The sequence below is a fragment of the Bacillus sp. NEAU-Y102 genome (genome assembly GCF_054788175.1).
The window spans coordinates 26,171-42,536 of sequence record NZ_JBTWFK010000008.1; the positions used below are offsets into that span (position 1 = coordinate 26,171).

A 16,366-nucleotide genomic window follows, 5' to 3' on the forward strand; every position below is an offset into this window, starting at 1 on the left:
CTATTTCACTTTATAATAACCTCTGCAAAAAAAATGAGTGCTTCGGTTTCATTGCAATCAAAAACGAATTGTAAATATCTGAGGCGGAAATGAATGTGTTTATCCAACATATAAATAATAAAATTGATTTAATATTTCCTGATACAAAGAACGACATCATGGCAGGTACTACTGATAATACAATAATAGGCAAGCTCATAAAGACCCAAAATCTCGTTTTGGATAAGACTGCATTTGTATTTAGCACAAAAAATCTTTTACTAAATGTTAAGCTAATATCCCCTTTTTTACTTATTACTAAAATGTGTAAACATTCGTGAATGATAAAGATTAAGGTACCTATGCGGGATAAAATGAATATAAAAAAGCTTAGAGTTTTAGCTCTAAGCTTTTTTATGATTTCGTATTAATTCCTTTTACTGCACAATATTTTTTATCCATTCAGATTTACTCAATACATAATGATTATATAGTTGATTTGCTATCTTGTGTTCACTCAAATAAGTAAACCCGCATTTTTTAATAACTTTATTTGATGGTACATTGTTAATTAAAGTAATTGCGTTAAGGACAATTAAATTTGTTTCTTTAAACAAATAGTCAATTAAGCCTTTAGTCGCTTTTGTAGCATAGCCATGATTTTGATGTTTATTTGAGATAGCATACATTATCTCTCTGTTTGGTGAAGGGAGTTCTTCTTTCATGCCTGTGCAGCACCATCCAATGCATTCATTTGTAGCTTCCTTAAATATTCCTAGCTTTAACATATGATTATCTATGTTATTCGTAGTTTTCACTGCCTCAAGAAATGCTTTGTTTGCTGGTATTTCATAATTTGCAATCCAATCCACCCTTTGTTCTTTCGTCGATTTCCAGTCTGGTAAAAACTTTTCTATTTCCGGTTGATTGGCTATTTTATAAATACTTTCTGCATCTTTGACCATAAACCCTTGCAAGTATATATCTCCACAATCTATTCTAAATAACTTAGTTGAACTCTCTTCTCCCATGTTAATTCCCCTTACTTACGTTATAACGCCTTTATCTGCTTCGTAAGTTCTATAAATCGTTCATCAAGTTCTTTATATTCTTTGTCGTTAGAAGTTAAAAAGCTTAATTTCCCTAATACTTCTTGTCTCTCTGTTTCTAACGTTAAACGTAGCTCTTCAATATTATCTCTTGTTTTAGTAGGTTCTTCTAGCTGCTTTTGTATCGTATTGTTTAAAAACACGAGTTTTATGTTAGTTGTTTTCTCTAGAAAATATCGATCGTGAGAAACAATTATTAATGTTCCGTTATACTCAGCTAATGTATTTTCAAGTTGTTCACGTGAAGGTAGATCCAAGTGATTCGTCGGTTCATCTAAAATGAGTACATCTTTTTCATCTAAAATATAAGCCATTAGCTTACATTTTACTCTTTCTCCCATACTCATATGCTCAATCGGCTCTTTCCATTGAGAAGCTTGGAACCCTAAATGTTTCATTAAATTTTGGACTTTTCCTCTTTCTTCAAACGTCTCTTTAAAAAATAAATCTTCTGGCGTTTTGTCCAGTGGCAAATCAAAAACCTCTTGTGTTAAATAACCGATGTTTGCAGATGGTGAAATCCATATTTCTCCTTCAGCAGTTTCCGCTCCCATAATCATCTTCAGTAATGTTGTTTTCCCGCTACCGTTTGGTCCAACAATTGCAACTTTCTCACCGTGCTGAATTGTAAAATTAACGTTTTCAAATAATGCTTTTCCATTAAATTCTTTTTTTAATTGCTTTACTTCTAAAAAGCGTTTTCCTACTTTTTTACTCGCTTGAATAGAGAACTCAATTGAATACTCTTCTTTCACACGTTCTACTTTCGTTTTCTCCAGCTCTTTTTCGAGACGTTTTCTTTTTGACTTCACTTGCGCATCCATTCGTTTCGCTTTTACACGATAAAACTCTTTAAAACTTTCTTGTTTTGTAGACTGCGCGTGTGCCTTTTGTGACCATGAACTTAATTCTTTTATATGTGTTTCTACTTGTTCTATCTTTTTTTGCTGCTTTTCATATTCTCGCTGCTGCGACTTCCTTCTTTGCTCACGTGCTTTCATGTAGCTTGTATAATTACCACTATGGTCAATTAATTTTTTGTCCTCAATTGACCATATTTTTGTTGCAACAACATCTAAAAAATATCGATCATGCGATACAACGATAACTGTACCTTTCATATTTTTTATTTGTTTAATGAGAAATTCCGTACTCATTTCATCTAAATGATTTGTCGGTTCGTCTAATATTAAGACATTAGGATTTTTAGCAAATCCTTTTGCTAATCGAATTTTTAACTTTTCACCACCACTTAAAGTATGAAAATCGTTCGTTGGCACGCCCCATTTCGCAAGCAGTTCTGCTTCTTTTGCAATTACATCGTTACTAATAAAAGATTCTATTTCTTGCTCAACATATGCGGTTGTCATATTCATTTGCTGCCATTCAACAATCCCTTTTGAAGGCTCAATCTTTCCATTTATTAATTGAAGTAACGTTGATTTACCAGCACCGTTTTTACCAATTAATCCGATAACATCCCCTTGTTTTACTGTCACATTCATTTTCTCTAACAACATATTTTCTTTTATTTCAACATAAACATCATTTAATTTTAATAGTTCTTTCATAATACCGATCCCTTTCATTAAGGGAGAATAAAAAAATCCTCCCAAATAAATTTGGCAGGATTAGTCGTTAAAATATTTACACCCAAATAAGCTATTACGCAACATAAATAGCAATACCGTTGTATGGAAATCGGGCAGACTAATCCTATTTTTTAGAAATTGAAATTTATTGAATTTCAACATTTAAAAATAAGATTAGTTAATCATCGTCCACCCATCATTCCTTTCCCTCATTAGTAACCATATTGTACCATAATAGTACTGTATGAGTAAATGCAATTATTTGTGCTGCTAAAAAAGATTGCTTTCTTTTAAGGTCTATTCATTATTTCTTCACTTCATATCGAACAAGTATCAACCACATTTGTTGTACTACTTGCTTTAGCTTTCCCTAGCAATAAAATTGTAAGCATTCCCTCTTATATAAATTTTATATAAATTCATCATAAATCATATATTATACATACTAAATTTCAGTTCTTATAATAAAGGTATCATTTTTAAGGGGTGGTTCTACAATGGAATTTAGTAAACTAGGAAACAGTGGATTAACAGTAAGTAAAATCGCATACGGGAACTGGATAAACCATGGTGGAAAAGTAAACGAAAATACTGCAAATGATTGTGTAAAAGCCGCACTAGATGTTGGAATTACAACGTTCGATACTGCTGATGTTTATTCGGACACGATAGCTGAGGAAGTACTTGGCCGATCTTTGCAAGGTATACGCCGAGAAAGTATAGAACTATGTACAAAAGTATGCCATCCGACCGGTCCTGGAAAAAATGATCGTGGATTATCAAGAAAACATATTATAGAAAATTGTAATGCATCGTTAAAACGATTACAGACAGACTATATCGATATTTATTATGCACATAGATTTGATATAACAACTCCTCTTGAGGAAACAATGTTAGCTTTCTCAGATCTTGTAAGACAAGGTAAGGTTCTCTATTTAGGCGTAAGCGAATGGACATCAGAACAAATTACCCGTGGTGCAGCACTTGCACGCGAATTGAACATTCCATTTATCGCTAGCCAACCTCAATATTCGATGTTATGGCGAGTTATTGAAACTGATGTGATTCCAACATGTCAACGTGAGGGACTTGGCCAAATCGTATGGTCGCCACTTGCACAAGGTATTCTTACAGGAAAATATCAACCTGGTAAACCATTACCGAATCAATCGCGTGCTAACTCCGATGCTGGAAAACCGTTTTTTGACAAACTCGTGCAACGTTGGATGAGTGATGATGTGCTTACCGCTATCCAGGAAATTAAACCTATCGCACAAGAAATTAACCTTACCTTATCTCAACTCGCAGTTGCTTGGGTATTACAAAATCCAGCTGTTTCTTCTGCAATTATTGGTGCTTCAAATCCGGAACAAATAAGAGAAAATGTAATTGCTTCTAGTGTTAAATTGCAACCTGAAATTATGGATCAGATTGACAGTGTATTAAAAGGTTTCGCTGAGTATGATACTAGTAAAACAGGTTGAATCATGAGTAAGTTTTATCTATAAATAAACACCCCTTGCCAACTTCCCACAGCCCATCCTATAAAGATGGGCTGTGGGAAGTCATATAAACCTCTCTAACAACTGTTAAAAAGTTCTTTAACACGACAGACTTTTCATCCTTCCTCCATCCAGCATATAAATTTATTTCCGGTGTATTTTCTAGAATATCTTTATACATCACTCCTGATTTTTTATAGCTTTCCACCGAGGATGGAACGACAGAAATCCCCATTTCAGCTGCAACTAAGTTTACAATCGTTTGCATTTGAACTGCTTCTTGAACAATATTTAAACTTACCCCATATTTCCAAAAGTAACTAATAATTAAATCATAAAAATTTGTACCGAAATGACGAGGAAATAAAATGAATGGTTCCTCCACTAATGATTTGATTGAAATATTAGGTAACGAAACGAAAGGGTGATTTTCATGCAAAACCAACTTTAAACACTCTTCAGAACAAACTTCAGAAGATAATATTTCATTATTTTGCTCCGAACGAATAAATCCAATATGAATTTGTTTTTCGTAAAGCGCTTTTATTTGTTGGTCTGTTGTCATCTCACGTAATATGAGCTGAATTTTTGGAAAACGTTCTCGAAATGTTTTTAATATGCCCATAACTGTTTCTGTAGAATCGACAAAACCGATGATTAAATGCCCGATTTTCCCTTCATCTGCAAGCTGTGTTTCTTTAATCGTTCTATCTACTTGAAGTAATGTTTGCCTAGCACCTTCTAAAAAGACTTTCCCCGCCTCGGTAAGCTCAACCATCCTTTTTGTCCGGTGAAAAAGTTGAACTCCTAATTCTTCTTCCAATTTTCGAATTTCTTGACTTAAAGGCGGTTGTGCCATCATAAGACGCTCTGCTGCACGACTAAAGTTTAATTCTTCTGCCACCGTTATGAAATATTTCATTTTACGAATATCCATTTCAAGCCTCCTATCATTCGCAACTTCTATAAGATTCTATTTTTATTATAAAAAATGGTTCATGTATGTAGTCTTACATTTATTCTTATTGGGTTCATTTTGCCTCTCTTATTTATAGAATATTTCATTCTCCAATGTTATCAAGGGTACAAAACAAGGCTAAAAAACTTATCTCCAAAGTTCTTTAGCCTTGATTACTTTTTACACATTAAAAAATATTAATCGCACTACCGTACCTTTACCAACTTCTGAATGGATTTCCACACTATGTCCTAATTGTTTTGTAATTTCATATACAAGATATAGCCCCATTCCTGTTGATTCTTTAAAATCTCTACCGTTTTCTCCTGTAAAGAAAGGTTTGAATACTCTTGGTAAATCTTGCTTCGGTATACCTACGCCATTATCAGCAATTTCAAGTATAACGGTATTACCTTCCTTACAAGCTTTCATTTTAATCTTTTCTCTACTACCTGATGAATACTTAATCGCATTCGATAGTATTTGTCCGATTAAAAACTTTAACCATTTCACATCACTTTCTACAGTAATGTCCTTATCAATTTCAAGCTCTGGATATACAAAATTCCGTATAAAGAAACGTTTATGTTCATGTACCGAATCATTCACTATTTTATGTAGTTGTACCCTTTCTACATAAAAATCTTGTGTGAACGCTTCTAATCGTGCGACATATAGAGCCATTTCCAATCCCTTTTTTAATCGGTCTGTTTCCTCATTTATACTTTCAAAACGTGAATCTACTTCATCCTGTGTAATTAATTCTATTACAGATAAAGGTGTTTTCATTTGATGGATCCACTGATTCATAAAGGTTAAATGGTCATTATTTTTTCTCTCTTGTATTTGCAGCTGATTTTGATAATGTCGATATTGCACCTCAAGTAGTTCTTGAAGAGCAGCCGATACAGCTGCAAAATCAGATTTTTGAACAGATTCATCTAAAGATTGCATCGGGTTTGCCAGGCGCTCATAAAAAGAACGATGTGTAAAATAACGAAACACTAAATAACTTCCCATAAAGAAAACACCTAGAAACATTGCGTATAACGCCGTTGTAATATGATTATGCCCATCAAACCAATATACGAGAAATATAGCTAGTAGTTGAATTATGGTAAAGCAAATAACTGGTATATGATCACGTATAAACAACCTTATCATTTTTCTATACCATTATCCCAAGTAATGTGCAATCTATATCCAACACTACGAATCGTTTCAATCGCACCTTCTATATGTAACGTTTGTAACTTTTTACGCACACGTGTTGTATTTACACTTAATGTATTATCATCAACATAAGATTCACTATCCCATAATTTATTAAGTAACACTTCTCTACTCACAACACGCGGATAATTTTTCATTAATGTCTCTAATAAAATAGCTTCGTTTCTCGTTATATCAATTTCGTCGTTTCTAAGTTTCAATACAAGCCTTTCAGGATATAAACAAAGGCCTTGTTGCTCAATCATTCGCTCTTCTAGTTTCGGTGCATAATCTCCATATGCACGTCTTAAATGACTACGAATTTTCGCCACTACAACTTCATAATGAAAAGGCTTCGGAATAAAATCATCGCCACCGTTTTCTAACGCCATAACTTGATCCATCGTACCTTCACGAGCCGAAATGAATAGTATCGGACATGTTGAAACTCCGCGAATTTGACGACACCAAAAGTACCCATCAAAACTCGGTAAATTAATATCTAATAAAACTAACTCTGGTTGTTCTTCTAAAAAAATGTTTAATACATTTTGAAAGTCCGATACAATAACTCCTTGATAACCATATTTCGCAACATGTGTCGATAATAGTTCTGCAATTTTCATATCGTCTTCTACAATCATAATTTTGACCATTATTGAACTCCTTTTTAATCCACAATCTCAAATATACTTATATAAAATAAATACTACCTCTTTTCACAAAATCAGTAAATTAAAAAAAGGATGCTTTTATACGAAAGTATCCTTTTTCGTCCCTTATCTATTTAATATGAAATTTACTAAAAGTAAATCCTAGTTTCTCCACATAATCCATTCCTAGTTCCATACGCGCTGTTTTCAGCGGATCCACAACTTGGCAAACTTTTAAATTACCTGCTGCCGATAATAAAAGCGTTGCATCAGCTTTAGACATTGCTAATTCTTCATGTAAAAATGTCACCATATTACGTACAGCACGATTTGCTGCATCATCTAACAATTTCTCTGAAGCAATCGTCATCATTTTTTCTTTTTGAATAGCCATTGGTAATGGCCATTGTTTTCCTTTTATCGTTTGAACTGTTACCGTTACCTCACCAGCAACCTCTACACCACTAACACCAATTTCACCATCACCCATTGCTGCGTGTAAATCACCTAATGCTAATAGTGCTCCTGGGACATTAACTGGTAGTAGTAGTGTTGTTCCTTCTTTAATTTCTTTACAGTCCATATTCCCGCCGTGATCATGCGGTGTGCCACATGAAATGCTCTCTTCTTTCGGTGCAGTACCAATTACCCCAATCATTGGATTAATCGGGATTTGTAGTTCACTTGAAAACAAAACATATTCATTATGTATTGGGACAATTTTCACTGTATTTTCATTTAACTCATCACCCATTACACCAAGGTTTGCACCTGTAGTTAAAACGCCCTGCTCTGCAATTTCAATTTTTTCAATCGTTACGACTAATATATCGCCAGGTTCTGCTCCTTTAACATATACAGGTCCAGTCGCTGGATTAATTCGGTTCCAATCTAATTCTTGTAACACAACATCTTCAGAATCGATTTGATTTTCAAAGCAATCATATGTTTCAAATACAAGATTGCTCCCAATTTCTACTTCCATACACGGCTTATTTTCTGGTGACATTGAGTAAATGATATGGTCTTTATGAATTCGATACATAATACCTCTCCCTTTTATATTTATCTACTATTACTAATTAGCTTTTTTTATACAAGCTCCTCTTAAAATTAAATGTTATTTTCATGTAAAAAAGCACGCAGATTGTTTTATAACATACACTCTTTACTATAACAGAAAGGTGGTATCACTATGCCCCTTATTCCATACAACGAAAGTGATGTTGATTTACTAGCTCGATTAATTCGTGCTGAAGCTGAAGGCGAAGGTCGCCAAGGTGAGGAGTTAGTTGGATGCGTTGTAGTAAACCGTGTATTTTGTGATTGCTTAGATTTTAAACAACTCCGTACCGTACGAGACGCTGTATATCAAAGCCCCGGCGGATTTGAAGCAGTACAATATGGATATTTTTATCAACGCGCTCGTGAATCAGAAAAAGAAATCGCACGAAAAGTTTTACAAGGTCAATGGCGCTGGCCTGCACGATGGGCTCTTTGGTATTTCCGTCCAGTTGGAGCTTGTCCGCCTGAATGGTATAATCAGCCATTTGTAGGACAGTTTAAAAGCCATTGTTTTTATGAACCAAGTGGTGATGAATGTCCGAAAATGTATTCACGATAGTAAAATTTGCAACGCAAGTACTTAGAAATTTTGGTACTTGCGTTGCTTTTAACTGTGTTTTAGAAATCTAATAGTGTGATGAAATTTTCTATGCCTACTACATGTATTAATAATGGTATACGAGGACCATTTGATTGATTCATAATGAGCTTATATATAATAGTGAATAATTGTTTTTGATTTTCTTTCATTATTTTTTTATTTTCATGATGACAAATCGCATATAATTGCTCCATTAAGTGAGAGTAATCTTTGTTAGAACGAAGTATATCGCAAACTTCTACTAACCATTCTTTCTGTCTTTCATCCAATGTGTTGTAAAACTCTGTATTTCTCTCTTGATTTACCGCAATTAATTTTTCAGATTGAAAATTTCTTATCCAATACTCTGTGCGATTACTCACCGCTCTCATTTCATCTAATGCATAGCTCCTATCTATTTTCTTTAATATCCCCTGTAAAATAGTTGAATCAAAATTTAATAATGGTAACGTTCCTGCTACTTGATTAAATTTCGGATATTCTTTAAACCCGATAGTAACTCTAGAAAGTTTAATTGCATCAAGTAAATCTTCATTTTTGAGCGTTTTATTTTCATAACTATCTTTCAATCGCTCATATTCTGTATAATTGCGAATCACATCTTCATCAAGACCGATATGAAAAGCTGCGTTTGGTCTATATTTTGCAAACATAAACAGAATTACTTCTGGTAAATACACTTTTAACAACTCACTAGGTGTAATACTATTTCCTGAAGAACTAGACATTTTTTCATGATTGCCTTTAATTCCAATAAAATCATAAGCAACATAATGAGGAGCTTCACGATTGAATATTTTCCTTGCAATTTCTTTTGATACATTATAACTACCCGTTTCTGATGAATGGTCTCTGCCACCCGGCTCAAAAACAACCTCCTCTATCATCCATCTCATCGGCCAATCGATTTTCCAATTTAGTTTCATTTTATTTGTATTTAATACGGATAACTCTTTTTCATTTCCGCATTCACATTCATACCGGATTGTTTTTAATACTTCATCAAAATGTGTAATAGTTGTTGTATCTTTCCCGCACCTCTCACAATATAATGTAGCTGGATAAAAGCTCTCTCGCTCTTCTTCACTACACTCTCCAGTTTTAAAATCCATTAAAATATCATATATATCTTTTCGTTTATACAAAGCCTCTAATATATTTTCGTTATACCTTCCGCTTCTATATTCATCATGTTGATAAATAAATTCCACTCCAATTCCAAATGCTTGAAGCGATTTTTCAAACTCTTTTTCAAAATGCTCCGCATACGAGTTATGACATCCATACGGATCTGGAATATCACAGTATGGCATACCAATATACTTTGCAAAAGATGGATCAATATTTTTTGGAACTTTTCTAAACCTATCATAATCATCCCACGAAAATATAAAACGAGTCTTTTTCCCTAAATCTTGAAGTGCTCTTACTACGAAATAAGTCGTTACGATTTCACGAAAGTTCCCAATATGAACAGAACCTGACGGACTAATTCCAGATGCACAAACAAACGTTTCTTTATTTGGATGTTTCCTAATTAATTCATGTGCTACTTCATACGCCCAATGCATATATTACTCACCTCAATTATTTTTTTGTTTTCTAATTTCCAGTTTTATGCAACAAAAAAACTCTCACCCCCAAGATTATTCATCTTGAGGACGAGAGTTGTTAGCTTCGCGGTACCACCTCAGTTTGTTAATATGTCACCATATTAACCTCTTCAGGTACGGCAAAATATGCTTATACCCTATCTCTATAACGGGAGAACCCGTCGCACCATCCCTAAATAAATTAGTTCCTTGCGCAGCTCCAAGTCTTTTTTCGTTAAGATGTATACCGCTCTTTCTCAGCTACCAGAGCTCTCTGTACGTATTCTTTCTTAACTACTCTTCTCTTCTATGCCTTAAATATTAGTTTTTTAATATGATAATTTATAACACTTTTATTGTCAAACTTTTCCGAATCGAAATCGTAAAATTATCTAAAAAAATTCTTTATCGCTTCTAATTGAATTTTGTGGCTACACTCATCACAACAATATGCCCCTTTTGGTTTCTCTTTAAATCGCTTATATTTTTCACTACCTTCGTAAACACGAAATATATTCTTACAAGAAAAGCAAACAATTTCATAAAACATCATATGCATTTTCCTCTCCTTGTTTATACACTTTTTTAATCACTTGTGAGAAGGTCATTTTTCTACATTATAAATTTTAATATCCTTTGACTAAAAGGTTTACCTCTATTCTTATCGAATTATATTAATATCTTATAACGCGAGGTGAACATCTTGTTCAGTAATATAGAATTCGTTTTAGATGCTAAAGCAAGTTTAGCTGAAGGACCATGTTGGAATGAAAAAAAGCAACTTTTATATTGGGTTGATATTATGGAGAGAAAATTATGCATATACAATCCTACCGCTAATACGAACCGAGTAATTGCTCTCAATCAACAAATTGGCTGTGTTGTTCCATATTTAGAGGATGTACTACTCTTAGCTATGGAAAACGGCTTTTATTCTATTAATGTAAATACAGAAAAACTGACACATATTTTTGACCCCGAACAACATTTAATAGAAAATCGTTTTAACGATGGAAAATGTGATCCCGCTGGTCGTTTCTGGGCAGGTACTACAGATACATACGGTATTAATGCTGCAGGTTCCTTATATTGTTTACATAATAATTTGAGTGTAGAGAAAAAAATTTAACATGTAAATACTTCAAACGGAATGGCTTGGTCACCTGATCATACATACCTTTACTTTATAGATACACCTACTAAAAAAGTGGTTCGCTATCAATATAATATACGTACTGGAGAAATTCATAATCCAAGTGATGTAATCATTTTCTCTGAAAATGAAGGTCTACCTGATGGTATGACAATTGACGAAGAAGGTTGTTTATGGATTGCACATTGGGGAGGTTCAAAAATAACTAGATGGAATCCCTCTACTGGAGAACAAATATTAAGTATTCCAATTCCTGCGTTATATGTAACATCATGTACGTTTGGTGGGCCTAACTTAACTGATTTATATGTTACAACAGCCAGAACAAGAATGACGGATGACGAATTAAAACAGTATCCACATGCTGGTGGTATTTTTCGAATTCAAACAAATGTTAAAGGCTGCCCCACCTATTCATTTTGTAATGAAAATATTGGAACTGACACAATATGAACCGTATCGATTACATAAGACAAGAAGAAAAGGAATATCACGATCTTTGCTATGAACAATATAAACTATTTGAAACTGGATCTTGGCTTCACAAGCCGGTTAAAACAGTTATGGATTTAATGGACTACTTTGAAGAGAAAAACAAATTACAAGTGCTTGATCTTGGCTCTGGCGTCGGTAGAAATAGCATTCCAATTGCACAAAAGATTAAAAATGCTAGCGGAACTGTTACATGTGTTGATTTACTTGATTCCGCTTTAACAAAGCTACAAATTTATAGCAAAGAACATGACGTATTCGAGGTTATAAAAACAGAACAAACAGCAATTGAAAACTATCATATTAGATCTAATACTTATGACTATATCGTTGCAGTATCAAGTTTGGAACATGTCAAATCAGAAGAAGATTTTAAAAATGTACTCCAATCTATGAAAAGAGGTACAAAAAACGGCGGTATTAATTGTTTAATTATTAACTCTAACATACAAGAAATTGATTCAATAACGAATGAAGAATTAGAAGCTTTAATTGAAATTAATCTTTCAACCGAAGAAATGATAAGTGCTTTAAAAAGCATTTATAAAGAATGGAAAAAACTAAAAGTTGAAATAAAGGAATTAGCTTATAATATAGTTCGTAATGAAAGACACGTTCAATTAAAAACAAATGCCATTACGTTTGTCGTTCAGAAATAACACTATAAAAAGTAAGAATATTTCCTCATATATTCATAGGAATACCCTTACCTTTTATTTTGTTATTAGTTTTCGCATCATCTAAAATATAATTTTCATTCGAAATACTACTCAGCTATTAATTGAATTCATTAACTGGAAGAAATATTCCACTTCATGAGTCTCATTCAATTTATACCATGAATGAAGTGTATCCGGCGCAAATACATCTAATTTCCTTAATACTTCCATGGCAAATTCTAGAGGTGCTACACCCGATGCAGTAATAAGATTTTCACTGGATGCTACAGGTCCTACTTCATAAAAATTTTCTCCTTTATAAGTAGGACAAACCATTTTCATATAATCTAAATTATTACTTGTGTGATTTATAGAATCCAAGTAACCGTAATTTGCAAGACCTATAGTTGCACCGCAAATGGCAGCCACAATTGTACCAAGCCTTAAGGCTTCACCAACTTTTTTCAAAATAGGTTTATGTATTTCTTCACTCCAAGTATTCCCTCCAGGTAAAATTAATAGATCGTTACTCTCAAGGATACATTCATCTAGGGAAATATCCGGCTTTATATTCAAGCCCCCCATTGAAATAATCGTTTCTTTATTTATTCCAACTGTTACTACTTTAAAAGGCGCTACATCTTTTTTGAAATATCTTCCTGTATTAAGTTCAGCAATTAAATGTCCGTATTCCCAATCAGACATCGTGTCAAATACATATAGATATGCTTTTCTTGTTTGCATTCAATAACACTCCATTCATATACTACAGTTTTAAATAAAAAAAGTACTCTTTTCAAGTTTAACATTTTATGCAATATTTATGGTTTAAAATTCCAAATAAAAGAGCACTTGTTTCCGCAAGTGCTCTTTTCGGGGATTTTGAGATACCCTATTAACGAAAGTTAAGGTTACTTAAAGTTAAGAGGTATTTATACTATATGCTTGTCCTTTATATTTGTGCATAATCAATATATAAATATCTTTAGAAATATTTAAAAACTTTTATTTATAGTTCTTTCTGGCATTTTATCATTAAGAAATTTATTGAAGGTTTATTCTCCATGTTCTTATTTGGTTCATCAATTTCGGAAACTTGTACTAGTCCATATTTATTAAAATCTCGTTTTATAGATTCAGAATTATAGAAGAACATTTTTACGCCTTCCATTATTTCGAAATAGTCTTTATCCAACTGTTTCCCCTTCCCAAACATTGGGGCTTTTTGAGAAACAGTTGTGAAAACCATATATCCACCTGATTTTAGCTGATTATAACAACCTTTAATAAATTGCTCTCTCTCTTGCTTATTCAACAAATGTAGAAGTGCATGACTGTATATACCATCATACGATTTGTTATTAAAAGGCATCTCATTTACCGAACCATGATAGATACTAATATCTTCTAGGCCATTTTGCATTGCTAAATCAATGGCTGTTTTTGAAATTTCAATACCTGTTACATTTATACCATTATCGATAAAAACCTTTGCATTTCTTCCATAACCAATACCCGGAACTAATATATCCTTAACGTTCTTTTCAAGAAAAAAATCTTTTGTCAAAATTGCAGATTCTGTAGGTTCAAATCCCCACATCGTTTGTTTTTCAATAAAACTTGATTCCCAAAATTCCATTATGTATCTATCTCCTTATTTTCAATCCATTTTTAGTATCAAATTAAAAGCATTTTTGTATTTGCTATAAAGTTTTTTCTTCTATTCATACCACTTACCTTAGTCATCGTAGCTCCATTGAATATAGCATAATAATAAGCCTATATCTAATATAAAGATTGGTTAAAAATCTACCCTATTTTATTAACCCTTACGTTTATAGAAAATAAAAAAACAGCCAATATTTTTATTGTAGTATTGGCTGTTTCTCATGAGAAATCATCTTTTTATATTGTACTGATCTAATATTTTTTCTAACATTTCTAAAGTTATTGGTTGTGCTTCTTTTATTAATTGATAGCCAATACGCCCATTCGGTTCCGCTGTAACTTGCTGTAAACTCTTCACATCATGAATCCCTTTTTCTCTTAATTGCATATAAAGTTGTTGTTCTGACATTTTTGCCTGCATCAAATTCTCTTTTACAATCTCTCCGTTTTCAACAATTATAATGCTACTTCCATTTAGGAATTGTTCCACCTTCCTTGATTTCAATTCAAAGAAATGAATGGTAAGTAGTATGCTTGCAAATATGATAGCTGCAAATAGAGATGGGACTACTTTTCTACTTAATACAGGTTCTACAATAATACGGCCAATTGAAACAACTATAATTATTTCAGCTCTTGTCATTTGGCTGACAGATGTACTACCTGTCATTTTCAAAACAATTATTCCTGTAAGAGTTAATATAATACTTTCCCAAATTATATTCATAATAACCCAATCCTTTAATGGTGGATATTACTATCATTCCTATTAAAAGTGTATTTTACTTCCCTATCAAATTGTTAAACCCTTCAGACCATGATGGAAATACAGGTGTCCATCCATACTCTTTACGTGCCTTATTATTTGAAGCTCCTCTTTCCCAACTATTTTTCCCATCTTGAACTTTAGGCTTAGGTGCCCCTATCGCTGCTGCATATATCGGTAACCATTCTTTACTAGTTGCTGGATAATCATCTACAATATTTATGATTCCTGAAGGCCAATTAAGAACTAGCATAGTAGCTCTTGCAGCATCTTCGACATGTATAAACGAGCTTATCCCGTCTGATGCAATAATCTCATTATTACCATCAGAAAGTATACATATTTGTCCATTAGTTTTAAGAGCTTTTTGCAATGCATGAAATCCACTATTTGTAGCAGAACATTCGAAACCATAATTATATGTTTCTATTATTTTTTCTTCTGAATCATATATGTTTTTCGCACCAAAATTCTTTGCAAAATCTCTTCTATTTTTATTAGGCTCAACAACATCCACGTGCTCAACGCCTACATAGTATTTTAAGAAATAACAAGCGAGTAAACCAATAACTCCCATTCCAGTTATAAGTACTTTTTCATCCTGTTGCGGGTTTAGTTTCAATACTCCTTTAGCGGCATCACACGAAAGAATAGATAATAAAGCAACTTTAGGTTGTATAGAACTAGGCACTCGAATTACTTTATGCCCCTTAACTATCCCTATTGTTTCATGTCCATAAAAAAAACTACTTTATCGCCTACGTTTACATGTGTTACTTTATTACCAACTTCAATCACTTCACCATAACTTTCATATCCAGTTTTTCTTGGATAAAAAGGATTCGTATCCGTAACATCGGATCCATTATACTGTGGTAACTCGGCCCCAATGCTTATAGCTCCTGCAATTGTTTTAACAATAATTTCATCGTCCTGTATGGATCTAATTTTACCCGGTTCCCACTTAAGTTGTTTCGCACCTTCTAAAACTAACTTATACTGTTCCATTCATATCCTCTCACTTTATAAAAATATATTCTCACTAAATTTCAAACAATGTATAATAGATTCATCCAAAATTAAAGCTATAACGTTGGCTAGCACCCAACAGTGATAACATGATAATTGAATTTGATGGATATAGAATAAACGAGTATGTTATTGGCCGTAACTGTTCTATTAACGAATTAATAACGATGTATTTAAATGTAAGAAATGAAGAGATATCTAATGAGGATCTGCTACGCTTATTTTGTGTACGATATTATTACAAAAAAAATCCAAAGTTACTACAAGAAGACGTCACTAGCAATGTTGTCATTGATTTAGATACGGACTATATTTATATCCCAAATAGATAAC

General features: G+C 33.0%; 17 protein-coding genes, 2 pseudogenes and 1 other annotated feature. Of the genes and pseudogenes, 5 read left to right on the top strand and 14 right to left on the bottom strand.

Going from position 1 to position 16,366, the window contains the following annotated elements:
* The 3 genes and pseudogenes from ACYFX0_RS20805 to abc-f form a co-directional block, all read right to left on the bottom strand.
* A pseudogene (locus ACYFX0_RS20805) lies at positions 1-361 on the bottom strand (DUF3267 domain-containing protein); the annotation flags it as partial.
* Between the two features lie 55 nt (positions 362-416).
* A complete protein-coding gene (locus ACYFX0_RS20810) occupies positions 417-1,010 on the bottom strand; it encodes a GNAT family N-acetyltransferase (protein WP_000503550.1) in 594 nt (197 codons plus the stop codon).
* Between the two features lie 20 nt (positions 1,011-1,030).
* Positions 1,031-2,659 carry a ribosomal protection-like ABC-F family protein gene (gene abc-f, locus ACYFX0_RS20815; RefSeq protein WP_002082721.1) on the bottom strand — a complete coding sequence of 543 codons (1,629 nt, stop codon included), beginning with the start codon at positions 2,657-2,659 and terminating at the stop codon, positions 1,031-1,033.
* Positions 2,660-3,177: 518 nt separating this feature from the next.
* On the opposite strand from abc-f, the gene ACYFX0_RS20820 reads away from it, so the two are divergent.
* The gene (locus tag ACYFX0_RS20820; protein ID WP_000395988.1) at positions 3,178-4,167 is read left to right on the top strand and encodes an aldo/keto reductase family protein; all 990 of its coding nucleotides are present in this window, start codon (positions 3,178-3,180) and stop codon (positions 4,165-4,167) included.
* Positions 4,168-4,225: 58 nt separating this feature from the next.
* On the opposite strand, the gene ACYFX0_RS20825 is transcribed toward ACYFX0_RS20820, so the two are convergent.
* The 4 genes from ACYFX0_RS20825 to ACYFX0_RS20840 form a co-directional block, all read right to left on the bottom strand.
* The gene (locus tag ACYFX0_RS20825) at positions 4,226-5,122 is read right to left on the bottom strand and encodes a LysR substrate-binding domain-containing protein (protein WP_460271943.1); all 897 of its coding nucleotides are present in this window, start codon (positions 5,120-5,122) and stop codon (positions 4,226-4,228) included.
* Positions 5,123-5,323: 201 nt separating this feature from the next.
* Positions 5,324-6,307, bottom strand: coding sequence for a sensor histidine kinase (locus ACYFX0_RS20830; protein ID WP_106082196.1), 984 nt, complete (start codon positions 6,305-6,307; stop codon positions 5,324-5,326).
* A complete protein-coding gene (locus tag ACYFX0_RS20835) occupies positions 6,304-7,011 on the bottom strand; it encodes a response regulator transcription factor (RefSeq protein ID WP_000238995.1) in 708 nt (235 codons plus the stop codon). The genes ACYFX0_RS20830 and ACYFX0_RS20835 overlap by 4 nt, the downstream gene beginning before the upstream one ends.
* Positions 7,012-7,138: 127 nt before the next feature.
* The gene (locus tag ACYFX0_RS20840; protein WP_106082195.1) at positions 7,139-8,053 is read right to left on the bottom strand and encodes an acetamidase/formamidase family protein; all 915 of its coding nucleotides are present in this window, start codon (positions 8,051-8,053) and stop codon (positions 7,139-7,141) included.
* 150 nt (positions 8,054-8,203) lie between these two features.
* Between ACYFX0_RS20840 and ACYFX0_RS20845 the strand changes: the two genes are divergently transcribed.
* Entirely contained in the window at positions 8,204-8,632 is a 429-nt protein-coding gene (locus tag ACYFX0_RS20845) for a cell wall hydrolase (protein WP_001128402.1), read from the top strand.
* A 59-nt stretch (positions 8,633-8,691) separates the two neighbouring features.
* Here ACYFX0_RS20845 and lysS read toward each other — a convergent pair whose 3' ends face one another.
* Together lysS and ACYFX0_RS20855 are read right to left on the bottom strand one after the other, a co-directional pair.
* Positions 8,692-10,245: a lysine--tRNA ligase gene (lysS, locus tag ACYFX0_RS20850; RefSeq protein ID WP_016098563.1), complete on the bottom strand. Its 1,554-nt coding sequence runs from the start codon at positions 10,243-10,245 to the stop codon at positions 8,692-8,694.
* An 83-nt stretch (positions 10,246-10,328) separates the two neighbouring features.
* Positions 10,329-10,585, bottom strand: a binding site (T-box leader).
* 69 nt (positions 10,586-10,654) lie between these two features.
* Positions 10,655-10,825, bottom strand: a complete 171-nt coding sequence (locus tag ACYFX0_RS20855) for a DUF2197 domain-containing protein (RefSeq protein WP_000551042.1) — start codon at positions 10,823-10,825, stop codon at positions 10,655-10,657.
* A gap of 144 nt (positions 10,826-10,969) precedes the next feature.
* Between ACYFX0_RS20855 and ACYFX0_RS20860 the strand changes: the two are divergent.
* Positions 10,970-11,872, top strand: a pseudogene (locus ACYFX0_RS20860) (SMP-30/gluconolactonase/LRE family protein).
* Positions 11,869-12,570: a class I SAM-dependent methyltransferase gene (locus tag ACYFX0_RS20865; RefSeq protein ID WP_001079446.1), complete on the top strand. Its 702-nt coding sequence runs from the start codon at positions 11,869-11,871 to the stop codon at positions 12,568-12,570. The pseudogene ACYFX0_RS20860 and the gene ACYFX0_RS20865 overlap by 4 nt, the downstream one beginning before the upstream one ends.
* Positions 12,571-12,681: 111 nt before the next feature.
* Here the strand turns inward: ACYFX0_RS20865 and ACYFX0_RS20870 are convergent, their stop codons facing one another.
* The 5 genes from ACYFX0_RS20870 to ACYFX0_RS20890 form a co-directional block, all read right to left on the bottom strand.
* Complete coding sequence (locus ACYFX0_RS20870; protein WP_001194778.1) at positions 12,682-13,314, bottom strand: type 1 glutamine amidotransferase family protein; 633 nt, start codon at positions 13,312-13,314, stop codon at positions 12,682-12,684.
* A 265-nt stretch (positions 13,315-13,579) separates the two neighbouring features.
* Entirely contained in the window at positions 13,580-14,209 is a 630-nt protein-coding gene (locus ACYFX0_RS20875; protein ID WP_106082192.1) for a class I SAM-dependent methyltransferase, read from the bottom strand.
* Positions 14,210-14,467: 258 nt separating this feature from the next.
* On the bottom strand, positions 14,468-14,965 hold the full coding sequence (locus ACYFX0_RS20880) for a DUF421 domain-containing protein (RefSeq protein ID WP_001021710.1): 498 nt from the start codon (positions 14,963-14,965) through the stop codon (positions 14,468-14,470).
* A gap of 55 nt (positions 14,966-15,020) precedes the next feature.
* Positions 15,021-15,695 carry a zinc-binding dehydrogenase gene (locus tag ACYFX0_RS20885; RefSeq protein WP_003258674.1) on the bottom strand — a complete coding sequence of 225 codons (675 nt, stop codon included), beginning with the start codon at positions 15,693-15,695 and terminating at the stop codon, positions 15,021-15,023.
* Positions 15,696-15,724: 29 nt separating this feature from the next.
* Positions 15,725-16,012 carry an alcohol dehydrogenase catalytic domain-containing protein gene (locus ACYFX0_RS20890; RefSeq protein WP_044784345.1) on the bottom strand — a complete coding sequence of 96 codons (288 nt, stop codon included), beginning with the start codon at positions 16,010-16,012 and terminating at the stop codon, positions 15,725-15,727.
* A gap of 110 nt (positions 16,013-16,122) precedes the next feature.
* On the opposite strand from ACYFX0_RS20890, the gene ACYFX0_RS20895 reads away from it, so the two are divergent.
* Positions 16,123-16,365, top strand: coding sequence for a hypothetical protein (locus ACYFX0_RS20895; protein ID WP_015945790.1), 243 nt, complete (start codon positions 16,123-16,125; stop codon positions 16,363-16,365).
* Position 16,366 lies beyond the last annotated feature (1 nt).